Below are 22008 nucleotides of genomic sequence, written 5' to 3'. Positions count from 1 at the left end.
ATCAAGGGCGACTGCGTGGCGGGCGGCTTTTGTAGACGGGCAGTTTCCAGCCGAACAGCAGCGATCCTGCCCGCAATGCCCAGCAGATCAGGGCGCAGGCGACAAGCACGGTCAGTTCCTCGAACCCCATCCGTTTGGCAATAACGGCCGCTACCGAGCCTGCAAGGGCGCAAGACACATAAAGCTCACCCTGTTTCAGCACCAGCTGAACCTCGTTGCAGACCACGTCCCGCATCAGGCCGCCAAAGCATCCGGTGGTGACACCCATCAACACCACGATCGTGCCGGATTGGTCCAAGGATAATGCGACGCCCGTGCCGGCAGCTACTGCAATGGACAGGGCGAAACTGTCCAACCAAACCAGCCAGTTATATCGGCTTTCGACCAGATGGGCTGTAAAGAACACAAGCACCGCCGCACTGCAGGCCATCAGGACATAGCTGGGCTGGCCAACCCAGAACACCGGATTCCGATCCAACAGCAGGTCACGCACCGTGCCGCCGCCAACGGCGGTCAGGCAGGCGATAAAGGCAAACCCTACAAGATCAAGCTGCGCGCGACTGGCGACCAATGCGCCAGTCAGCGCAAAAACCAGAACCGAGGCATAATCGAGCAGGTCCAAACCGCTCATGTCTGTGCCTTCTTTGGTTTGAATGGGGCCATGCCTGCGCGGGCAAGTTCATCGGCCTTTTCGTTTTCCGGGTGACCCGCATGGCCCTTGACCCATTCCCAAGTCACATCATGGCGCATCTGCGCCTCATCCAGCCGTTGCCACAGATCGACATTCTTAACCGGCTTCTTGTTCGAGGTCTTCCAGCCATTCTTTTTCCAGCCGAAGATCCAACCGGTGACGCCGTTTTTCACATAGGCGCTGTCAGTGATTACGGTGATTTTAGAGGCACGTTCAAGCGTTTCAAGCGCGCTGATCGCGGCCAGCAGTTCCATTCGGTTGTTGGTGGTTTCAGCTTCGCCGCCGCTCAGTTCACGCTGTTTCAGGACGGTGTCGCCTTCCATTGCACGCAGCAACACGCCCCAGCCACCCGGGCCTGGATTGCCAGAACAAGCACCGTCAGTATAGGCAAACAGTTCAGGCATGGGCCAGCACCAGAATGAAGCCATCGTAAGAACCCGCCAGACCTTTGCCGATCCCGGTCCTAATCCCGTCGATGGTAAAGCCGGCATCTGCCAGGGCCTCCTCGATCTCGTTCTGCGAGAAGTAGCTATAATAGCGATCCAGATGATCGCGATGTTCGCCCGTGCCCAGTTTGAGGCCCAGGAAAAAAACGCCCTGCGGTTTCAGCGCCCGGTGGATGGCCGCCAAATGGCGTGGGAAATCCTTGCGAGGCGCGTGCAGCAGCGAGAAGCTGGCGTAGATGCCGTCATATGCGGCCACTTCGGTCACGTCGTCGAAAGTACCCAGATGCGCGTCCACGCCATTGGCGCGCGCATAGTCAACAAAAGCGGGCGTCGCATCCAGCGCATGCACGCTCAGGCCCTGGCGTAGAAAGAACGCGCTGTCTGACCCGGGGCCCGAGCCCAGATCCAACACATGCCCCTTACCGACGGCATCGGCAAATTCCTGACGCGATGTCAGCTGCTCCGGTGGTAGAGGAACCTTGAGGTATTCGGCCACGTTGTTGGTATAGGCGTTGATAGTTTTGGGATCGCTCACAGATAGACTCCGACGGCAAGGCAGGCCAATACGACTGCGGTCAGCAAAATGCGCAACCGCATCCACCAGACTGGTGTTAGCCGCCAATACGAAAAGATGGCATCCAACACCAGTAGCCCGCCAAACCCCCACATCAGATTTGTGCCAGTGCTGACAGGCCCGCTGCCGGTTTTCAGAAAGGCCCACAGGGCGGGTAATGTGGACAGCGCATAACAGGTCGCGGCCTTGCTGCCAGAGGTTTTACTGGAAAACCCCCACAGCACGCCGGACATAAAGCTGAGGATGATCGCCCCATAATACAACTGGATATACGGACCGACAAAACGTGCGCCCAGTGCCTGTCGGCCCCAGTCGTTCAGATCGCCGTTCAGATAGGTCAGCGCGCCCCAGATGAAGGGGATCAGCCCGGCCAACCCCAGAAACAGCGGCGCCCTTGGTATGCCACTCATGCGGGTTGGCGCAGGACGCGCGGGACTTTGAACTCGACATTCTCGGTCGCTGTTTCGACCATCTCGACCGTCACATCGTAATGCTGTCTGAACGCATCAATAACTTCGTTGATCAGAACCTCGGGGGCAGAAGCGCCTGCTGTCAGAGCGATCGAAGAGATACCTTCGAGTGCGCGCCAGTCGATGTCGGTCGCGCGTTGCACCAGTTGGGCATAGCTGCATCCCGCGCGTGCCGCGACCTCGACCAAACGGCGCGAGTTTGATGAATTCGGCGCCCCCACAACCAACAGGGCATCGGACTTCCGGGCCACAACCTTGACCGCCTCTTGCCGGTTGGTTGTGGCGTAACAGATGTCTTCTTTGTGGGGGCCGACAATGGACGGGAACCGGGCCTGAAGTGCCTCGATGACATCCTTTGTGTCGTCAACCGACAGGGTCGTCTGAGTGACAAAGGCCAGTCTGTCAGGGTCGCGGACCTGGACGTCGGCGACATCTGCAACGGTTTCGACCAGCAAAACCTCTCCGTCCGGGAGCTGTCCCATGGTTCCGATGGTTTCGGGATGGCCCTTATGACCGATCATGATCATCTGCAGCCCGGCTTCGGCGTGGCGCTGTGCTTCGACATGGACTTTGGAGACCAGCGGGCAGGTGGCGTCGACATAGACCATCTGGCGCTGCGCCGCCGTCGCGGGTACCGATTTGGGAACCCCGTGCGCCGAGAATATCACTGGGCGATCGTCGGGGCAGTCTTCCAGCTCATCGACAAAGATCGCACCTTTGGCGCGCAGTCCATCGACCACGAATTTGTTATGGACAATCTCGTGCCGAACATAGACTGGGGCACCCCATTTCTGCAGCGCCATCTCGACAATCTTTATGGCCCTGTCGACACCAGCACAGAACCCGCGCGGGGCGGCAAGATAGAGGGTCAGGGGGGGCTTGGTCATGTCGCGTTCTCCTTACCGACACAGGTAAGTCTTTTCACGGCCATGGTCCAGTCAGGACAATGTCATTGATCCGACATGGTTCAATGCTAGCCAATAGGTGTTTTCAGCACCTGATCTTTGTTTAAAAGCGCGGCCAGGGTTTCCCCTGACCGCGCTAATTTTCAACCGAGTTTGCTTTGGGGCCAGGTTATTACCCGCCTGCGGCAACGGTGCGCGGTTCCATCGGCATTTCGCGCGGCGGGCGACCGATCACGTCGCGGAGATCTTCCAGCTCAATGAAGTTGTCGGCCTGGCGGCGCAATTCGTCCGAGATCATGGGGGGCTGGCTGCGGATGGTCGACACCACAGAAACGCGTACCCCCTGACGTTGCAGGCTTGCGATCAGCGGGCGGAAATCTCCGTCGCCGGAAAACAGCACGATATGGTCTACACGTGGTGCAAGCTCCATGGCATCGACGGTCAGTTCGATATCCATGTTACCTTTGACTTTCCGACGCCCCATGCTGTCGGTGTATTCTTTTGCCGGTTTCGTAACCATGGTGAAGCCATTGTAATGCAGCCAATCAACCAGTGGACGGATGGGCGAATACTCGTCATTTTCAAGTAGCGCTGTGTAATAGAAAGCTCTGAGCATCTTACCGCGGCGCATGAATTCCTGGCGCAGCAGTTTATAGTCAATGTCAAACCCCAGTGCTTTTGCGGCTGCATAAAGATTCGAGCCGTCGATGAACAGCGCTAGCCGTTCGTCTTTATAAAACATAAATAGATCCTTCCGGTACAAATCAGCGCGCTGCGTGTTACGTGAGTGAGGCTTGGGAAAATACAGCGCATTGATATCCCCATAATTAGGGGTTTTATGGTGTATCGCAAGTATGCAATTCGCCGAATATAGGGAGTAGGATGCGCAAAACCACCTCAAAAGCAGTGCTTGCCCTCGGCGCAAATCTCAAAGTGAGAGGTTTTGAGCCCCATCTGACGCTACGGCATGCCATTGACGCGATTTTGCGCCAGGGGCTGTTGATTCGGGCTGAAAGCCGCTTTTATGCGACCCCTTGTTTTCCTGAGGGCGCGGGCCCGGACTATGTGAATGCGGCCGTGTTGATCGAGACTGAAAGGTCACCCTTTGAGTTGCTGCAGATATTGCATGGAATTGAACATGATTACGGGCGTGAGAGGATTCAGCGCTGGGGAATGCGGACGTTGGATCTGGACCTGGTCTGTTACGATGATCTGGTTCTGCCCGACCGCGAGGTTTTTCAAAGCTGGTTATCTCTGCCACCCGAAGATCAGAAACAGCAGGCGCCGGATCAGTTGATCCTGCCGCACCCAAGGGTACAGGATCGTGCGTTTGTGCTTGTTCCCATGGCGGATGTTGCCCCGAACTGGCGGCATCCGATACTGGACCAGACCGTCATGGAAATGCTTGCGGGGCTTCCTTCGGACGATATTGCGGCAGTTACCCCGTTATGATTGGTGCATTTGCAGCATTTCCTGCTTGTCAAGGCAGGGATTCGCCCTTAGATAAACCTCTTCCTGACATGGATTCAGTAACGGAGAGCGCCCCATGGCCCGCGTGACGGTTGAAGATTGCGTAGACAAGGTTCCGAACCGGTTTGAACTGGTGATGCTTGCCGCCCATCGTGCGCGCGAGATTTCCGCCGGTGGTCCGATCACCGTTGACCGTGACAACGACAAAAACCCGGTTGTTTCTCTGCGTGAGATCGCTGACGAGACTCAAAGCGCTGATGAGCTGCGCGAGCGGCTGATTGAGGCCAACCAGACCCAAATCGAGGTCGACGAGCCTGAAGAAGACCAGATGGCGCTGCTGATGGGTGCGGAAACAGACAAGCCTGCGGATGACGACATGTCCGAAGAAAAGCTGCTGCGCGCTCTGATGGAGGCTCAAGGCCAGGGGTAATCCCCACAAATGAAGGTGCGGACCGGATGATTTCTGCTGAAGACCTGATTGCGCTGGTCCGCAACTACAATCCCAAGACGAATGCAGACCGCATTGCCAAAGCTTATGAGTTCGGCAAGCAGATGCATGATGGGCAATTCCGCCATTCTGGCGAGCCCTATTTCACCCACCCTGTTGCCGTTGCCGCCATCCTGACCGAACAGCGTCTGGATGATGCGACTATTATCACGGCGCTGCTGCACGATACGATCGAAGATACCAAGGCCAATTACGGCAAAGTGTCTGAGCTGTTTGGCGAAGAAGTCGCCAAGCTGGTTGATGGGGTCACCAAACTGACAAACCTTCAGCTGTCCAGCCGCGAAACCAAACAGGCCGAGAACTTCCGCAAGCTGTTCATGGCGATGTCCAAGGATTTGCGGGTCATTCTGGTCAAGCTGGCAGACCGTCTGCACAATATGCGCACGATCAAGGCGATGCGGCCCGAAAAGCAGATCGTCAAAGCGCGCGAGACGATGGATATCTACGCGCCGCTTGCAGGCCGTATGGGTATGCAATGGATGCGGGAAGAGCTGGAAGACCTCGCCTTCCGCGTTCTCAACTCTGAAGGCCGCCAGTCCATCATCCGCCGCTTCATCACGCTGCAGCGCGAAACGGGTGACGTGATCCACCGGATCACCGGCGACATGCGGCACGAACTTGAAAAGGCCGGGATTGAAGCCGAGGTTTTTGGCCGTGCCAAGAAACCCTATTCGATTTGGCGTAAGATGCAGGAAAAGGACCAGGGGTTCTCGCGTCTGTCCGACATCTACGGGTTCCGCATCATTACGCAAAGCGAAGAAGACTGCTATCGAACCCTTGGCGCGATCCACCAGCGTTGGCGCGCCGTGCCGGGGCGGTTTAAGGATTATATCAGTCAGCCGAAATCGAACGGTTACCGGTCGATCCACACCACCGTTTCAGGCCGTGACGGCAAGCGGGTCGAGGTTCAGATCCGCACCCGTCAGATGCATGATGTCGCCGAAACTGGCGTGGCCGCGCACTGGTCCTATCGGGATGGCGTGCGTTCGGAAAACCCCTTTGCAGTCGACCCGGCTAAGTGGATCGCCAACCTGACCGAACAATTCGACAGCGAAGAGGATCACGAGGATTTCCTCGAGGCGGTCAAGCTCGAGATGTATTCGGATCAGGTCTTTTGTTTCACGCCTAAGGGGGACGTGGTGAAACTGCCGCGTGGTGCGACGCCGATCGACTTTGCCTATGCCATCCACACGCGCATCGGGCACGCCTGTGTAGGGGCCAAGGTTGATGGTATTCGCGTGCCACTTTGGACCCGGATCAAGAACGGGCAGTCGGTGGATATCATAACAGCTGACGGTCAGACTCCCCAAGTCACGTGGCTGGAAATTGCCGTCACCGGCAAAGCCCGTACAGCCATTCGTCGCGCCCTGCGCGAGGTTGACCGAGAGCGGTTCATCAAGCTGGGCAAAGAATTGGCGCGATCGGGATTTGAACATGTCGGGCGCAAAGCGACCGACAAGGCGCTGGACACTGCTGCCAAGCATCTGCGCCTGAAAGACCGGCATGAGCTGTTGGCGCGCCTGGGCAGTGCAGAACTAACTGCCCATGATGTGGTCAGCGCCGTCTACCCAGAACTGACGCAGGATGATGGCGATGCCATCCCGATGCGCCGGGCCGTGATCGGTCTTGAGCCGGGGCAGAAGTTTGACCGCGCCCCTTGCTGCCAGCCATTGCCGGGTGAACGGATCGTCGGGATCACTTATCGCGGCAAAGGTGTTGTCGTGCATGCAATCGACTGTGATCGCCTGAGCGAATACGAGAGTGAGCCCAAACGCTGGGTCGATCTGCACTGGCACTCGGGAACTCACCCGGCTGTTTACGGGGCAACGATTGATGTTACGATTGGCAATGACGCAGGTGTGCTGGGTCGCATTTGTACATTGATCGGCGAGAAAAAGGCCAATATCTCGAACCTAGAATTTGTGGATCGCAAACCGGATTTTTACCGCCTGCTGGTCAACGTAGAACTGCGCGACCTTGAGCAGTTGCATTCGTTGATGTTGATGCTTGAGGCCGAAAGCGATGTTGCAGCGGTTGAACGTTTCAGAGACAGAGCTAAATCCGCAGTTGCGGCTGGCTGAGAAGGGGTGATCAGGAGTGGTATTCAAGCGCCGAGATCGACGCTCGCCTGTCCAGATCGCATCGGAATTCGTCTATCCTCGTGGTGGCTGGACCCGGGCCTTCCACTATGTGAAACACCGCGTCCGGCGATTGCCGGATTCACCTGAACGCATCGCCCGCGGGGTAGGGTTTGGAGTGTTTGCGGCCTTTACACCTTTTTACGGGCTGCATTTTGGCATTGCCGCCCTGGCTGCGCGATTGTTCAACGGCAATATGCTGGCTGCACTCAGCGGTACGTTTTTCGGAAACCCTTTGACCTATGTGCCCATCGGGGTGGTTTGCCTTCAGACCGGGCATTTCCTGTTGGGCACCGAGTTTGAAGAGGGCGACACCCATGGGCTTATGGGGAAGTTTGCCAATGCGATCGGTGATCTCAAAGACAACCTGATTGCAGTATTCACTGACCGGGTAGCTGACTGGCACGGGCTGGGAATTTTCTACGACGAGGTTTTCTTTCCGTACCTGATTGGCGGCATTCTTCCCGGATTGCTGGCTGGGGTGGTTTGCTACTATCTCAGCCTGCCGCTGGTCCACACCTATCAGCAACGGCGTCGCGACAGGATCAAAAAGAAGTTTGAAGAAATCAAACGTCTGGCTGAATCCGAGGCTGCCGTTCCAGAGTCAAACCAACTAGGCTCGAGCCAGGATTTGGGAAAGGAATCAAAGGATGTCTGAGAACCGTTTGCGTCTCGGTGTGAATATCGACCATGTGGCCACAGTGCGGAATGCACGTGGTGGGGTCTATCCCGACCCTATGCGCGCGGCCACGCTGGCCGAGCAGGCCGGTGCAGATGGCATTACTGCCCATCTGCGCGAAGATCGCAGGCATATTTCGGACGCAGATATTGACGGGTTGATGGAGGTTCTTTCGGTACCTCTGAATTTTGAAATGGCAGCCACGCCCGAGATGCAACAAATCGCTTTGCGCCATAAGCCGCACGCGGTCTGCATCGTCCCCGAAAAGCGCGAGGAACGGACCACCGAAGGCGGGCTGGAAGTCGCGCGCGAAGAAAACAAACTGGCCCATTTCATTGCACCTTTGCGTGATGCGGGCTGTCGCGTGTCGATCTTTATCGCCGCCGACCGTCGCCAGATCGAGGCCGCGCATCGCATCGGCGCCGAAGTGATCGAACTGCACACAGGCGCCTATTGTGACGCCCATGCCGAAGGCAAACTGGATGAGGCAGCGCAAGAGCTGGAAGGCCTGCGCGACATGTCCACCTTTGCCCATTCGCTTGGCCTCGAAGTGCATGCCGGACATGGTCTGACATACGACACGGTCAAACCTGTCGCCGCTTTCCCCGAGGTGCGCGAGTTGAACATTGGTCACTTTCTGATTGGCGAATCGATCTTTTTGGGCATGACCCCCGCCATTCAGGAAATGCGCCGCCTGATGGATGAGGCGCGGGGATGATAACCTCGGGTTTCATAGCAATCTGGATCGCCTGGCTGATGGCCGGAGGCTCACCCGGTCCGGCAACCATGGGCATCGCCGGAACTGCAATGAACGAAGGCCGCCGCGCCGGCCTGGTCTTTGCACTGGGCATCTGTGCTGGGTCCGCTGCCTGGGGCATCGCCGCCGCGCTGGGCCTGTCGGCGATCATGCTGGCCAATGTCTGGGTGTTCGAAGTGATCCGCTATGTCGGTGTAGCCTATCTGGGCTGGCTGGCGCTCAAGGCCCTGAAACGGGCGCTGTCGTCGGAGGAGATGGCGTTGGGCAACCCGGTCACCGGCTCGCTACGCACCATCTTTGCCAAAGGCGCGGCGATCCACCTGACCAACCCCAAGGCGATCCTCAGCTGGGGCTCGATCTACGCCATCGTTGCCCCGAATGACGCCAGCTTGTCGATGCTGCTTGGCTATTTCGGCCTGCTCTACGCGGGCTCGTTGCTGATTTTCATCAGCTATGCATTCCTGTTCTCGTCTAAGCGCACAGTCGGCGCCTACCGCCGCGCCCGCCGCTGGTTCGATTTTGCCTTTGCCGGGTTCTTTGGGGTGGCAAGTTACAAGATTTTGACGGTGCGGTTGTCATGATCCTAGGCATCGGCACAGACCTCGCAAACATAGACCGCATTCAGGGCACGCTCGACAAGTTTGGTGACCGGTTCCGTAACCGCGTTTTTACCGACACTGAACAACGCAAGGCCGAACGCCGCGCCGACACAGCAGGCACATACGCCAAGCGCTGGGCCGCGAAAGAGGCATGTTCCAAGGCGCTGGGCACCGGGCTTCGTATGGGGATTTCCTGGAAGGACATGGCTGTCACCAACCTTAAAACCGGCCAGCCAGTGATGCATGTGACCGGTTGGGCGGCGGAACGGCTCAACGATATGACCCCCGAGGGTCATGCGGCGATCATCCACGTCACCCTAACCGATGACCACCCCTGGGCGCAGGCCTTCGTGGTGATCGAGGCGCGCCCAATTCGCGAACGCAGCGCTCTGTCTTGACTAACCCCGCCGCGCCGCGCATGTAGCACCCCAACAAACCAAGGACCGGAGAGCAGTATGGCCGAGGACGTCAAAACCGGAAATCCCGTGTGGGAGACGATCAAAACCATCGTCTATGCGCTGTTGATCGCGGGCGTTTTCCGTACCCTGTTCTTTCAGCCGTTCTGGATTCCGTCAGGGTCGATGAAACAGACCTTGTTGATCGGGGATTTCCTGTTCGTCAACAAAATGGCCTATGGATATTCCTATGCCTCTTGCCCCAGTCTGATTATTCCAAGCGTCGGCCTCAATATCGACGCCGAGGATGTTTGTGGCTGGATGCAAAGTGATGACAACACCCGTATCTGGGCCGGCGATCCCGAGCGCGGCGATGTGATCGTTTTCCGTCATCCGGTGACGGGTCGCGATTACATCAAACGCCTGATTGGCCTGCCCGGCGATCGTATCCAGATCATTGAGGGCCAGATCATCCTGAACGGTACTCCAGTTCCGCAGGAACCCGATGGAGTGTTTACGGAAACCTATGAACGCCAGGGACCACAAGGCCAGTTCCCCCGCTGTGAAAACGGCGCTGTCGGGCGGGGCGGCGCCTGCGAGAAATCCCGGATGATCGAATCCCTGCCAAACGGCGTCTCGTATGAGGTGATAAATATCGGTAATCAGGGGTCGGACAATACCGGCGTCTATACAGTGCCCGAAGGCGAATACTTCTTTATGGGCGATAACCGCGACAATTCCAGCGACAGCCGCCTGCCGCAATCGGCCGGGGGTGTCGGATATGTACCCTATGAAAACCTGATTGGTCGTGCAGATCGCATCATGTTCTCCTCCGCTGGCCGGTCGATGCTGTTCTTCTGGACCTGGCGCGGAGACCGCTTCTTTAAGGCAGTGAATTGAAGCTTTCCGCCGAAATAAAGGCGTTTCAAAAACGTCTGGGGCATGAATTTGCCAACCCCGAGCTGCTGGTGCGTTCGCTGACCCATGGATCGGTTTCGTCCGCCACGCGCCCGGACAACCAGCGGCTCGAATTTCTGGGTGATCGGGTGCTGGGTCTGGTGATGGCGACGGCCTTGCTGGAGGCGGACAAAAAAGCGAGCGAAGGTCAGCTTGCACCCCGGTTCAATGCGCTTGTGCGCAAAGAGGCCTGTGCAGATGTGGCGCTGCAGATTGATTTGGGTGCTGTACTGAAACTGGGCCGATCTGAAATGCTGTCCGGAGGGCGGCGCAAACAAGCTTTGCTTGGCGACGCGATGGAGGCAGTCATTGCTGCGGTTTATCGCGACGCCGGGTTCGAGGTCGCCAGCGCCGTTATCCTAAAGCTCTGGGGTGATCGCATCCACGATGTCGAGGCCGACGCCCGTGACGCCAAAACGGCGCTTCAGGAATGGGCGCAGGCACGGGGCCAGAAACCGCCCAGCTATGTCGAAGTCAGACGCTCTGGCCCGGACCATGCGCCGGTCTTCACCATCGCTGCGCGTCTTCAGGACGGGGCAGAAGAGCAGGCAACAGCAGGGTCAAAGCGTCAGGCCGAACAGGCGGCCGCCAAGTCGTTGCTGGACCGTTTGCAGAATTAGTCTACCGGGTAAAAACAGTCTGTCTCCTGAGGGCTGGCCGGAAATGCCTATCGGTCGAACACGGGTCCTTTCCGGTGATGGGTCGCCCACCATACCCCACCCAATGCCATCCAGATCGCATGTGCCAAAGCTGCAAATCGCTCTGGTCCGCTGCCTCTTTCTGCGATAGGGAGGCCCATCTGCAAACAGGATCAAACCCCAGATGACGACACGCGCCGGATTTATCGCCCTGATCGGAGAGCCCAACGCAGGCAAATCCACCCTTCTGAATCGCATGGTCGGGGCCAAGGTCTCGATTGTGACACATAAGGTTCAGACGACCCGCGCCCGCATCCGGGGCGTGGCGATGGAAGGTGATGCACAGCTGGTCTTTGTGGACACGCCGGGCCTTTTCAAACCGCGTCGCCGTCTGGATCGGGCAATGGTGGCCGCCGCATGGGGCGGGGCCGCGGATGCCGATGTGGTTGTTCTGATGGTCGAAGCGCATCGTGGCATCACCGAGGGCGTAGAGCGCATCCTTGAAGGTCTGAACGAGATCGGGCAGGGCCGCACCGTCGCGCTGGCCATCAACAAGATCGACAGGGTGCAGTCCGAAGTTCTGCTGGCCCTGACCAGCGATCTCAACTCCCGCTATTCTTTCGCCGAGACATTCATGATCTCGGCCGAGAAGGGCCATGGCGTTGACGATCTGCGAAAATGGTTGGCGGGCGAATTGCCCGAAAGCCCGTGGCTGTATCCCGAAGACCAGATCGCTGATCTGCCGTTGCGTATGATCGCGGCTGAAATGACACGCGAAAAGCTGACCCTGCGGCTGCATCAGGAACTGCCCTATCAGCTGACCGTCGAGACCGAGAATTGGGAAGAGCGCAAGGACGGGTCGGCAAAGATCGACCAGATCATCTATGTCATGCGCGACGGCCATAAAGGTATCGTTCTGGGCAAAAAGGGCGAGACCATCAAGGCCGTCAGCCAGGCGGCCCGTGCCGAGCTGGAAGAGTTCCTAGATCGCAAGATCCACCTGTTCCTGCAGGTCAAAGTCCGGCCAAACTGGCTGGAGGAATCTGAGCGCTATTCGGAAATGGGTCTGGAATTCAAAGACGGAAACGCATGACGCGACTGACGGCAGACTTCTGGGTTCACGCCTATCTGGCACGGTTGCGATTTCAGGAAATACCGGCCTTTGTTGTGGCCCATGGTGACGACACAGCCGGCGCGGTTTTGATCAAGCTCAACACGTTGGACGGTCAGGCCACAGCCTTTCAGCGCAGCTTTGATCTGATGAGCGGTGAGCGCAAGTGGGTTGAACTCTCCTCTGGTCCCGAGGCCGATGTGGACGAGGCGATCCAACGCCAGCGCAGCTTTGACCCTGACCTCTGGGTGATAGAGGTCGAAGACCGGCAGGGGCGCCATTTGCTGGGTGAGGACGGTCTGGATTAGCGGTACTAGCACAGACGCGGTGCAGGCCTCTGCCAAAGTTATGGCATAGGTCTTGGTAAGACGGTCCATTTTGCTATTTGTACGCGTATTTAACGGATGGTGCGGAAACGGGTCGTTGCAGCCTATGACAAGGATAGAGGTCTTACGTTGGCTGAAACAATTGGTCAGAAGTTCATAAAGTCAAACCTTGGTCTTGTGATGAAGCACTTCGAGGGCTTCATGGTATTTGTCGGCATTTTAGGCCCATTTGCCACGCTTCCACAGCTTGTGAAGCTCTTCTTTACCCACTCTCAACATGCGTCGGGCCAATCGCTGTTAACATGGTCGCTCTATGCGGCGTTGTCTTTGCTTTGGTTCATCTACGGTCTGATCGTCAAGAAGTTGCCCATCTATGTTGGCAACGGCATTTCTATGGTGCTGAACCTTCTTATGGTCCTGGGCATCCTGATCCACGCGGGGGTCACGTTCTGACTCAATAGGTCGTCGATTTCCCTGTCTCTCTTGCAGTGGTCCCGGCTTTGCGTTCTTTTGCTCGGGCAGGACTGACCCCACAAGATTGGACACGCTTTGGACTGGCGCGACCACGGCATACTTCTGACCTCACGCCGCCATGGCGAAACGGCGGCAATTATCGAGGTCTTTACCGAAGGCCACGGTCGTCATGCCGGCGTCGTACGTGGTGGAACCAGCCGCAAGATTGCGCCGATCCTGCAGCCCGGGGCGCAATTAGATGTGCTTTGGCGCGCACGGCTCGAGGAGCATATCGGCACTTTTCAGGTCGAGCCCCTGCGGTCGCGGGCGGCGGCGGCGTTTTCGGGTAGGCTTGCGCTGGCTGGATTGAATACGGTGGTGGCCCTGCTCTCGTTCTGTTTGCCTGAGCGCGAAGCGCATCCGCGCATCTATAAACAAACCGAACAGTTGATGGATCTGCTGGGTCAGGACGAAATTTGGGTGCTTGCCTATCTGCGGTGGGAATTGTCGCTGCTGGAAGAGCTGGGGTTTGGCCTTGACCTGACACGCTGTGCCGTGACGGGGGTAACAGAAGGTTTGGATTATGTTTCTCCGAAAACAGGTCGTGCGGTAAGCGCTGATGGGGCAGGGGACTGGGTGGATAGGTTGCTTCCCTTGCCACCTTGCCTGCGTGGCGTGGGCGACGCGCCGGATACCGAAGTGGTGCAAGGATTGCTGACCACCGGACATTTTCTAGAGAACCATGTTGCTCCGTCGTTGGGGAACAACCCTCTGCCCGGCGCACGGGCGCGGTTTATTGATCAGATCAATCGGCAGCTTTGAACACCATTTCCTGCCCGTCCTCATTGCGCAATATCAGCAGGTTCCCTGATACTTCGGATTGGGTCATGGCAAGCAGGGCGGCGAAATAGATCCCTTCTGCCTCAAGCCCGGCACAGGCGGCACGGGTCGCTGTCAGGCCGGTCAGCTCAAACCATGGATAGGGCGCGTTAAGCCTGCCCGTGTAGCTGTTGCAGGGGGCGTTGCCGGTTACTTTGCCTTCTTCCAGAAATCGCAATAAGGCACTTGCATTGTAGGGCTGACCGTTGATCTCTTGCAGGGCCCATTCCCGTTCGGCAGCACCATAGGCCGCAACGGTTTCATCCTTCTGACATTGGAGTAATCCGGAAAGGGAAAGCAGCATTATGTAACGCAACATGGCAGAATTCCTGAAATCAGCGAAGAACAGTTTCCTGGGCTTGGACGCATTGTTTTGAACCGACTAGGTAAAGGATCGGATACAATGGTGACCGTTGACTTGCAAAACATCTTGGACATATTGAAAGCGAATAACGGGCCTTTCCTAAGATTTGGGCAGTTAGGTGGAATTTTTACACCGGTATATACGCCAGGTTTATTTGATTTTGACCTGATAGAATTGGAGCTTCGTAGTGAGCGGAAATGATGATGTTGGCATGGGGCGGATGCGGCCTGTAACCAAGTTTTTTATGATTTTGATCTATGCCCTCTTTCTCTTCCTGCTGGTTGAACTGCTTTCGTATTTCACCGTGGTTTATGTGTATGACAACACGCTGGGCAATACGGCAGAGCGACATCTATATTCTTCGATCCGTGGTCACAAACTGAACCCAGACTATCAGCGAGGATTTGATACTGGCGGACAGCGTATCCATTCCGATCAAGGGTTCCGCCACGATACGCTGATTGAACAGCCAAAACCCGACGACACGCTCCGCATTTTTCTGATGGGTGGCTCAACTGCTTATGCCATCGGATCGCAGGGCAGTATTTATCCTGACCACCCAACGCTCACCAATCAGGAAACGGTTGCGTATTTCCTGCAGCAGGACCTGCGTGAGCGGTTGGGCGATCAGATGCCCGGTGTGACGATTGAGGTGATCAACGCCGGAGTTGTTGCGTATCACAGTTTTCAACATGTGTTGTACCTGTACGAGACACTATATGAGTACAGCCCGGACATGATTGTGTTTCTGGATGGCCACAATGATTTTTACAATGTTGGGGTCGATAATCCGGTCCAAAGTTATGCTTACTCGTCCGCACGCATGATTGACGCCTTGAATGATCGCAAACCCTTCTTTTCAGCCTATGCGTTCCTGCGGTACCCGGCGCAGTATTCCTATACCTTCAAACTGGCTTCGAAATTTACGCAAGGCTTGTTCGACCGCTATGAAATCCCCAAAAATATCACGTATGGGGATGTTACCGCCTTGCAAAGAGACTTTTCAGCAGAGCTTGCGCAGACTGCAAAGGTCGGATTTTTGCGCAATTACAAGCTGATCGAAACATTCGGCGACTACCACGGGTTTTGCTATCACGTCTTTTTGCAGCCTGAGGTCGTCTATGAGGACACCAATGTCCTAAGCGAGACCGACCGCGAAATCGCCCAGCTCACGCGGGATTGGTACAAGCCGGGACGCGAAGATCTGATGCATCGCGCGCGGGTCGATTTCCCTGCTTTGTTTGAAGAGGCCAATGTGCCTTTCACCGATATTGCCGAGATCGGCGGTCCCCTCCACAAAGACAAGGTGCTGTATGTCGATTACACGCATCTGACGCCCGAAGGGTCAAAGCTGGTGGCTGCGCGGATGCTGCCCGTGGTGGCGGAACGGATCAGCCAGTGTAAGACCCCGTCCTGACCTCAGTAGGGTTGCTCTCCGTTTAGCAAAGCGGTGCGCACCTCCATGCGGGTACGCCAGTTGTATCGCGTATCTTCGCGCGTTGGCGCCCATGTCAGCGCGCCACTGTTGCGCCATGGGTCAAGGATGATGCCTTCGAACATCGTGTCGCCCTTTGCGCTGATCACTGCGGAATGGTGGATGATCCTCAGCGGCGTTGGCGGTGATGTAGCCCAGTGCATTTCCAGGGTGCGGAAGTTTTCTGCCCTTAAACGGCTGGTCATCGCTTCGGCCCAGTCGTTGCACAGGCCGCGCTCACGAAATCCGTTAATGACCTTGGCGTTGTGGATGATGGCCGGGTCGGTAACTTGCCATTCTCGGGCCAGACGCTGCGAATAGGTATAGGCAATGGTGGCCGCCTTCTGTGCCTCGGCTGGATCAACCTCAGGGCCCATAGAACGGATGGCGAGCGCCAGCTCGTCTATGTCGTTCTGCGTTGCTGTCGGCTGAGAGGTGGTGGCACAGCCAGCAAGGGCCAAGGCCGCAAGCGTGGCCAGAAGGGCAAGAATGGATCGGGTCATGTGGTTCGCCGCTGGTTCGTGATCGCACGCTGATCTACCGGGAATATCGGCGCTGCGATAGGGGGAAGTTTCTGCCGTGGCTGGTCATGGCTGAACGTAGACAGCAGGGAAGGTAAGGGCAGGATTTCGAGGAACTGAGGGCTGCAGTAGTTTGGGCAAAAAAAGACCCGGCGCGCGCGCCGGGTCAAGTCGGGGAAACAGGGTTGCCGTTACAGGTTAGCTCAGCAAACGCCGCGCGATCACCTGTGCCTGAATTTCGGCAGCCCCTTCAAAAATATTGAGAATACGTGCGTCACACAGCACGCGACTGATCTTGTATTCCAGTGCAAAGCCGTTGCCGCCGTGGATCTGCAGGCCGTTATCGGCAGCAGCCCAGGCCACGCGGGCGCCCAGCAGCTTGGCCATCCCGGCCTCAAGATCGCAGCGATGACCGTTGTCTTTTTCCCAAGCCGAGAAATAGGTCAGCTGTCGTGCGATCATGATCTCGACCGCCATCATCGCCAGCTTGCCGGACACGCGGGGGAAGTTGATCAGCGACTTGCCGAACTGTTTGCGGTCCTGCGCATATTGCATGGCGATGTCCAGCGCGCTTTGGGCCACACCGATGGCGCGGGCTGCGGTCTGAATGCGGGCGGATTCGAAGGTTTCCATGAGCTGCTTAAAGCCTTTGCCTTCTTCGCCGCCCAGTAGGTTCTCACCCTTGACCTTGAACCCATCGAAGCCCAACTCGTATTCTTTCATCCCGCGATAACCCAGAACTTCGATCTCGCCACCGGTCATGCCTGGGGTGGGGAAGGGGTTGTCGTCCGTGCCGGGCGTCTTTTCCGCCAGGAACATCGACAGGCCGCGATGATCGGAAGTGTCAGAGTTGGTGCGCGCCAGCAAAGTCATCACATGGGTCCGGGCCGCATGGGTGATCCAGGTCTTGTTGCCGGTGATCTCGTAATCACCTTCGGCATTCTTGACTGCTCGGGCGCGCAAGCTGCCCAGATCAGAGCCTGTGTTGGGTTCAGTGAAAACTGCTGTCGGCAGTATCTCGGCGCTGGCGATCTTGGGCAGCCACTGCGCTTTTTGCTCATCCGTTCCACCGGCAATGATCAGCTCGGCCGCGATCTCGGACCGGGTGCCCAGCGATCCAACGCCGATATAGCCGCGCGACAATTCTTCGGACACCACGCACATCGAGGCCTTGGAAAGGCCAAACCCTCCGAACTCTTCGGGGATGGTCAGGCCAAATACACCCATCTCGGCAAGTTCCTCGATGATTTCCATCGGGATCAGCTCATCCTTGAGGTGCCAATCATGGGCGTTTGGTTCGACTTTTTCCTGGGCATAGCGGCGGAACTGGTCACGGATCATTTCCAGTTCTTCGTCCAGGCCCGACGTTCCGAACATCGCGGCACCGGCCTGTTCTTCCATCAGTTCAACCAAGCGACTGCGTGCAGCCTGTGAATTGGCCTGTGCCATCAGTGTCTGAACTTCAGCGCATTGGAAACCGGACAGCGCGTCCCAGCCCAGACCCATGTCCTGAAGACGCAAAATCTCACCCTGGTTCATTGGGATGCCGCCCGCGACCTGATGCAGGTATTCACCAAAGGCGATTTGGTGCAGCAGCTGCTCGATCTCGCCGAATTTGCCTTCTGCCTCCAAAGCATCGGCCCAGCGTTGCATTTGCTGCAGCGACTGGTTGTATGTCGCCAGCCATGCCAACCCATGAGCGGCGGTCTGATTGGCCTCGATCAGAGCGCCGGACACGCGACCATCTTCTGTCACCATCGCGCGGACCGACTCGCGGGCGCGTTCGAATACGGTGTCCACAGCCGGCAGAGCCGCACGTGTCAGCGTCAGAAGCTCGGGCAAAATCGCGGATGCAATCATCTGGGTCATATCCTGTCCGTCATGGGCCATGAATCAGCTCTCTCCTAAAGTCGTCTGGTCATATCATGCTGCACGTGCAGCGCAACAAAAATACGAATTATGCGACTAAAAAGTTCTAAAGTTGCTTGATCATTTTTGCAGTGCAGCACCTGTCAGGAGTGATATCAGGGGGACATGACGTTGTTTTCTATGCTCTCTGCCCAAGAACTGCTGCTAGCCTGTGGGGTTGCCTTCATTGCCGGTTGGGTCAAAGGCATGGTCGGGTTCGCCATGCCAATGGTTCTGATCTCGGGGCTGAGCATGTTCCTTTCGCCGGATCTGGCGATCGCGGGGCTTATCCTGCCAACCCTGGTGACAAATGGGGTGCAGGCATTGCGCGGGGGTGTTCCGGCCGCCGTGTCCTCGATCCGTCAGTTCCGTGTATTTCTGGTTGTCGGGTTGGTGTTTCTGCTGATTGGTGCTCAGTTGGTCAGCGCAGTGCCAGCATCAACTTTTTTGTTGATGATTGGCATCCCGGTGACAGTCTTTGCATTGATCCAGGTATTGGGGCTGCGTCTGAAATTGGCCAGCCCATCTGCCCGAATAGAGGGCATGATCGCTGCGGTTGCAGGCTTTGTCGGGGGGATGTCTGGAATTTGGGGACCACCAACCGTGGCTTATCTGACCGCCTTAAACACCCCGAAAGCGGTGCAGATGCGTGTGCAGGGGGTCATCTATGGTTTGGGGGCGCTGGCGTTGCTGTTCGCGCATATGGGCTCCGGGATTTTCCGCGCCGAAACCGCTCCGTTCTCGGCTGCTCTGGTGCTGCCGGGGCTGGCGGGCATGTGGGTGGGGTTGCAACTGCAGGCGCGCATAGATCAGGCGCTGTTTCGCAAGATCACCCTGTTCGTGCTGCTTATCGCAGGGCTGAACCTGTTGCGACGCGGGCTGATGGGCTAGGCACGCCGATCTATCGCGCGCAGCGTGAAATAGAGCCCCAGCATCAGAAAGAACAGGCCCGAGATATCGCCGATCAGGAAGGCGATATATTCCAGCCCACCGCTGCCAAAAGCCAGGTTGGTCAGTACGGACACCAATACTGACGTGACGATCCCGACCCCCATCACGCAGGACCAGCATGGTTTGCGGTCCGGGTGGGGAAACAGATCGAAGCCGACCCATTTGCATAGGTAAAATACAGCAGGAACGGTTGTGACGGCGATTGCTATGGCGGCCAGACGGTTGGGCAGGAAGACGTCGCTTCCGCCGAGAAAGGCAAAGACAAGAAAGACACCGGGCAAGAGCGCAAAAATCGCCCGCCACCCCAACAACCAAGCAGAGAGCACACGCACACCATGCGGGAGAAACAGCAGGCTGGCCTTGCTGGGATATTCGGGGAAGAATACGTTCTGCAGTGGCATCAGAACCTCGAACGTAAGGAACGAGGCAATTACGTAGGCCAGTGAGGCAAAGAACGTATCAGAGGCCCATCTGCGCACGGCGGTCAGCCAGCAATGCGCAGATCAAACGCTTTATTACTTAGGCGCATGCACAACATACCGTCCACGGTTCGCGCTACCGCTTTGTGACAAATACCCCTTCTGCACCAGCGACTTCAGAGCACGAAAAAAGGTCGGGCGCGAGACGCTTTGCACAAGCGTGTGTTCAATCAACCCAAATGTCCGAACTTCCTGGTCAGCTTTGGACAGTTCTTCGGCGGCGTAATAGATATCGCGCTCTACCGGTGAGAGTTGTTCCAGCCCCAACGTGCGCTCCATGCTTTGCATCAGTTTGCGCAGTTCGGTCAGTTTCAAGATTTCAGTCATTTCGTTACCTGTCGTTTCCCATGTCACGCGCTGCGACAAAGCAGCGGTATGAGACGAACTGAAATCTGAATGTTCAGAAAGTCTCATATTGACACTCATCCCCATTGGCATACACTTGCTATCTGATTAGGTTTCTCAATTCGCGAATGTGAGTGCGCGGCTGAGTTACCCAAGGTATTTTTAAACAACGCCCGGCGCGATTGCGTCGGGCGAATTTGTCTTAATGACATCATTGGATAGCTTAAACCGGCAAATCGGGCAACGAATTTGTAAGGACACCTTACGTTAGACGTATAAGGACGATTGCCAACAGATGTGCTGTCCGAAAAAAAGGGGAGAGGTTTGCCCCCCCTTTTGCAACATTAACCGATTGCTACGGCTTTGATGTCTTCGTCGATGAAAGGCAGATACTGCTCAAAGTTTTCAGCAAACATCTGAACCAGCTTCTCAGCCTGTTTATCGAAGGCGGCCTGGTCGTCCCAGGTGCGACGCGGATCCAGCAGAACTTCGGCGACACCAGGGACGGAAACCGGCACATCAAAGCCAAAATTCGCATCCTTGCGGAATTCCGCATCCCGAAGCGATCCATCCAGAGCGGCAGTCAGCAAACCGCGGGTCGCACGGATCGGCATCCGGCTGCCAACGCCATAGGCGCCGCCAGTCCAGCCGGTATTCACCAGCCAGCAGGTCGCGCCGTGCTGGGCGATCTTGTCGCGCAGCAGGTTGCCATAGACTTCTGGGCGACGCGGCATGAACGGCGCGCCAAAGCATGTCGAGAATGTGGGTTGGGGCTCGGTCACGCCGCGCTCTGTGCCAGCAACCTTCGAGGTGAAGCCCGACAGGAAGTGGTACATCGCCTGAGCCGGGGTCAGCCGCGCAATCGGGGGCAGAACACCAAACGCGTCACAAGTCAGCATGATGATGTTCTTCGGATGCCCGCCCAACGCGCTTTTCGAGGCATTGGAGATATACTCGAGCGGATAGGCGCAACGCATGTTTGCGGTCAGCGAGTCATCTTCGAAATCCAGCTCCTTGGTCTCGGGATCGAAAACCATATTCTCGATCACGGTGCCGAATTTGCTGGTGGTTGCATAGATCTCGGGTTCGGCCTCGGCGTTCAGGTTGATCGTCTTGGCATAGCACCCGCCCTCGAAGTTGAAAGTGCCACGGTCTGACCATCCATGTTCGTCATCGCCAATCAAGGTGCGGGCCGGATCAGCGGACAGGGTGGTCTTGCCAGTTCCCGAGAGGCCAAAGAAGACTGCGGTATCAACGGGATTGCCGACCGCGTGGTTCGCCGAGCAATGCATCGGCATCACGCCTTTTTCGGGCAGCATGTAATTCAGCAGGGTGAAGACGGACTTCTTGTTTTCACCGGCATATTCTGTGCCGCCGATCAGAATCAATTTGCGGTCGAAGTTCAGTGCGATCACTGTCTCGCTACGGCAGTTGTGCTTGGCCGGATCAGCCCGGAAGCTGGGACAGTTGATGATTGTGAAATCTGCGATGAACTCATCCAGGTCTTCACGATCCGGGCGGCGCAGCAAGTGACGGATGAACAGATTATGCCATGCCAGTTCGGTGACCATGCGCACGTTGATCGAATAAGCGGGGTCGGCGCCACCGACCAGATCCTGCACAAAATAGTCACGACCCTTCATGTGCTCGATCAAATCGGCATAAAGCGTTTCGAAACCCTCGGGGCTCATCTCGGCGTTGTTTTCCCACCAGATCGAATCGGCGACACTGTCGGTGCGGACAACATGTTTGTCCTTGGGAGAACGGCCAGTGAACTTGCCGGTACTGACAAGAAAAGCTCCGCCATTGCCAAGTGTACCTTCACCCCGCTTGAGGGCTTCTTCAATCAGTGCCGGTTCCATGAAGTTGTAATAGACATTGCCCAGACCCTCGATGCCCTGATCTTCGAGGCGGAATTGCGGGTTCACCCGTCCAGATGTCATGTGTGTCTTCTCCTGTGGCGGCGCGGC

At 56.9% G+C, this 22008-nt stretch carries 27 protein-coding genes; 15 read left to right on the top strand and 12 right to left on the bottom strand.

From position 1 onward, the window contains the following. Position 1: 1 nt before the first annotated feature. The 6 genes from AC2FH8_RS17025 to AC2FH8_RS17000 all read right to left on the bottom strand — a co-directional run bounded on the left by AC2FH8_RS17025 (position 2) and on the right by AC2FH8_RS17000 (position 3828). Positions 2-631, bottom strand: a complete 630-nt coding sequence (locus AC2FH8_RS17025; protein ID WP_496690324.1) for a trimeric intracellular cation channel family protein — start codon at positions 629-631, stop codon at positions 2-4. Continuing rightward, the gene (gene rnhA / locus AC2FH8_RS17020; RefSeq protein WP_142639217.1) at positions 628-1095 is read right to left on the bottom strand and encodes a ribonuclease HI; all 468 of its coding nucleotides are present in this window, start codon (positions 1093-1095) and stop codon (positions 628-630) included. The genes AC2FH8_RS17025 and rnhA overlap by 4 nt, the downstream gene beginning before the upstream one ends. Beyond that, on the bottom strand, positions 1088-1672 hold the full coding sequence (locus AC2FH8_RS17015) for a class I SAM-dependent DNA methyltransferase (protein WP_496690323.1): 585 nt from the start codon (positions 1670-1672) through the stop codon (positions 1088-1090). Before AC2FH8_RS17015 ends, rnhA begins: the two co-directional genes overlap by 8 nt. Next, positions 1669-2121 (bottom strand): DUF3429 domain-containing protein, encoded by a 453-nt coding sequence (locus AC2FH8_RS17010; protein ID WP_496678771.1) that lies wholly within the window; start codon positions 2119-2121, stop codon positions 1669-1671. The genes AC2FH8_RS17015 and AC2FH8_RS17010 overlap by 4 nt, the downstream gene beginning before the upstream one ends. After that, a complete protein-coding gene (gene ispH, locus AC2FH8_RS17005) occupies positions 2118-3068 on the bottom strand; it encodes a 4-hydroxy-3-methylbut-2-enyl diphosphate reductase (protein WP_496690322.1) in 951 nt (316 codons plus the stop codon). Before ispH ends, AC2FH8_RS17010 begins: the two co-directional genes overlap by 4 nt. A gap of 190 nt (positions 3069-3258) precedes the next feature. Further along, positions 3259-3828 carry a LabA-like NYN domain-containing protein gene (locus AC2FH8_RS17000; protein ID WP_142639223.1) on the bottom strand — a complete coding sequence of 190 codons (570 nt, stop codon included), beginning with the start codon at positions 3826-3828 and terminating at the stop codon, positions 3259-3261. Positions 3829-3968: 140 nt separating this feature from the next. Here AC2FH8_RS17000 and folK point away from each other — a divergent pair, with 140 nt between their 5' ends. The 13 genes from folK (at position 3969) to recO (ending at position 13939) form a co-directional block, all read left to right on the top strand. Beyond that, a complete protein-coding gene (gene folK / locus AC2FH8_RS16995) occupies positions 3969-4538 on the top strand; it encodes a 2-amino-4-hydroxy-6-hydroxymethyldihydropteridine diphosphokinase (protein ID WP_142639232.1) in 570 nt (189 codons plus the stop codon). A 94-nt stretch (positions 4539-4632) separates the two neighbouring features. Beyond that, on the top strand, positions 4633-4986 hold the full coding sequence (rpoZ, locus tag AC2FH8_RS16990; protein WP_142639234.1) for a DNA-directed RNA polymerase subunit omega: 354 nt from the start codon (positions 4633-4635) through the stop codon (positions 4984-4986). A gap of 26 nt (positions 4987-5012) precedes the next feature. Continuing rightward, positions 5013-7145: a RelA/SpoT family protein gene (locus tag AC2FH8_RS16985; protein WP_142639236.1), complete on the top strand. Its 2133-nt coding sequence runs from the start codon at positions 5013-5015 to the stop codon at positions 7143-7145. Between the two features lie 16 nt (positions 7146-7161). Then, positions 7162-7860 (top strand): DUF2062 domain-containing protein, encoded by a 699-nt coding sequence (locus AC2FH8_RS16980; protein ID WP_142639238.1) that lies wholly within the window; start codon positions 7162-7164, stop codon positions 7858-7860. Beyond that, entirely contained in the window at positions 7853-8599 is a 747-nt protein-coding gene (locus AC2FH8_RS16975; protein WP_496690321.1) for a pyridoxine 5'-phosphate synthase, read from the top strand. Before AC2FH8_RS16980 ends, AC2FH8_RS16975 begins: the two co-directional genes overlap by 8 nt. After that, positions 8596-9219 carry a LysE family translocator gene (locus AC2FH8_RS16970; RefSeq protein ID WP_282027895.1) on the top strand — a complete coding sequence of 208 codons (624 nt, stop codon included), beginning with the start codon at positions 8596-8598 and terminating at the stop codon, positions 9217-9219. The genes AC2FH8_RS16975 and AC2FH8_RS16970 overlap by 4 nt, the downstream gene beginning before the upstream one ends. Next, positions 9216-9635, top strand: a complete 420-nt coding sequence (gene acpS, locus AC2FH8_RS16965; protein ID WP_496690320.1) for a holo-ACP synthase — start codon at positions 9216-9218, stop codon at positions 9633-9635. Before AC2FH8_RS16970 ends, acpS begins: the two co-directional genes overlap by 4 nt. 57 nt (positions 9636-9692) lie before the next feature. Continuing rightward, complete coding sequence (lepB, locus tag AC2FH8_RS16960) at positions 9693-10532, top strand: signal peptidase I (protein WP_496690319.1); 840 nt, start codon at positions 9693-9695, stop codon at positions 10530-10532. Then, positions 10529-11209, top strand: a complete 681-nt coding sequence (gene rnc / locus AC2FH8_RS16955) for a ribonuclease III (protein WP_271951343.1) — start codon at positions 10529-10531, stop codon at positions 11207-11209. Before lepB ends, rnc begins: the two co-directional genes overlap by 4 nt. A gap of 202 nt (positions 11210-11411) precedes the next feature. Beyond that, positions 11412-12320 (top strand): GTPase Era, encoded by a 909-nt coding sequence (gene era / locus AC2FH8_RS16950; RefSeq protein WP_496690318.1) that lies wholly within the window; start codon positions 11412-11414, stop codon positions 12318-12320. Further along, a complete protein-coding gene (locus tag AC2FH8_RS16945; RefSeq protein ID WP_496690317.1) occupies positions 12317-12646 on the top strand; it encodes a DUF1491 family protein in 330 nt (109 codons plus the stop codon). The genes era and AC2FH8_RS16945 overlap by 4 nt, the downstream gene beginning before the upstream one ends. 147 nt (positions 12647-12793) lie before the next feature. Further along, entirely contained in the window at positions 12794-13117 is a 324-nt protein-coding gene (locus AC2FH8_RS16940) for a SemiSWEET transporter (protein ID WP_271951337.1), read from the top strand. Between the two features lie 96 nt (positions 13118-13213). Next, on the top strand, positions 13214-13939 hold the full coding sequence (gene recO / locus AC2FH8_RS16935) for a DNA repair protein RecO (RefSeq protein WP_496690316.1): 726 nt from the start codon (positions 13214-13216) through the stop codon (positions 13937-13939). On the opposite strand, the gene AC2FH8_RS16930 is transcribed toward recO, so the two are convergent. Next, positions 13923-14315 carry an META domain-containing protein gene (locus AC2FH8_RS16930; protein WP_496690315.1) on the bottom strand — a complete coding sequence of 131 codons (393 nt, stop codon included), beginning with the start codon at positions 14313-14315 and terminating at the stop codon, positions 13923-13925. The two genes, recO and AC2FH8_RS16930, sit on opposite strands and share 17 nt — an antisense overlap. A 232-nt stretch (positions 14316-14547) precedes the next feature. Between AC2FH8_RS16930 and AC2FH8_RS16925 the strand changes: the two genes are divergently transcribed. Continuing rightward, positions 14548-15777: an SGNH/GDSL hydrolase family protein gene (locus AC2FH8_RS16925; RefSeq protein ID WP_496690314.1), complete on the top strand. Its 1230-nt coding sequence runs from the start codon at positions 14548-14550 to the stop codon at positions 15775-15777. Positions 15778-15779: 2 nt separating this feature from the next. On the opposite strand, the gene AC2FH8_RS16920 is transcribed toward AC2FH8_RS16925, so the two are convergent. Both AC2FH8_RS16920 and AC2FH8_RS16915 read right to left on the bottom strand, forming a co-directional pair. Next, positions 15780-16337: a hypothetical protein gene (locus AC2FH8_RS16920; RefSeq protein ID WP_496690313.1), complete on the bottom strand. Its 558-nt coding sequence runs from the start codon at positions 16335-16337 to the stop codon at positions 15780-15782. 216 nt (positions 16338-16553) lie between these two features. Next, complete coding sequence (locus AC2FH8_RS16915; protein ID WP_281995880.1) at positions 16554-18245, bottom strand: acyl-CoA dehydrogenase family protein; 1692 nt, start codon at positions 18243-18245, stop codon at positions 16554-16556. Positions 18246-18389: 144 nt separating this feature from the next. Between AC2FH8_RS16915 and AC2FH8_RS16910 the strand changes: the two genes are divergently transcribed. Beyond that, a complete protein-coding gene (locus AC2FH8_RS16910) occupies positions 18390-19154 on the top strand; it encodes a sulfite exporter TauE/SafE family protein (RefSeq protein WP_281995881.1) in 765 nt (254 codons plus the stop codon). On the opposite strand, the gene AC2FH8_RS16905 is transcribed toward AC2FH8_RS16910, so the two are convergent. From AC2FH8_RS16905 to AC2FH8_RS16895, 3 genes are all read right to left on the bottom strand, one after another. Beyond that, positions 19151-19693 (bottom strand): hypothetical protein, encoded by a 543-nt coding sequence (locus AC2FH8_RS16905; RefSeq protein ID WP_496690312.1) that lies wholly within the window; start codon positions 19691-19693, stop codon positions 19151-19153. The two genes, AC2FH8_RS16910 and AC2FH8_RS16905, sit on opposite strands and share 4 nt — an antisense overlap. 36 nt (positions 19694-19729) lie before the next feature. Further along, entirely contained in the window at positions 19730-20107 is a 378-nt protein-coding gene (locus AC2FH8_RS16900) for a hypothetical protein (RefSeq protein ID WP_246097302.1), read from the bottom strand. A gap of 275 nt (positions 20108-20382) precedes the next feature. After that, a complete protein-coding gene (locus AC2FH8_RS16895; protein ID WP_496690311.1) occupies positions 20383-21981 on the bottom strand; it encodes a phosphoenolpyruvate carboxykinase in 1599 nt (532 codons plus the stop codon). Positions 21982-22008 lie beyond the last annotated feature (27 nt).

The sequence above is a fragment of the Ruegeria sp. CDSC025 genome (assembly GCF_059610805.1).
This window is presented reverse-complemented; position numbering and strand designations above follow the sequence as displayed.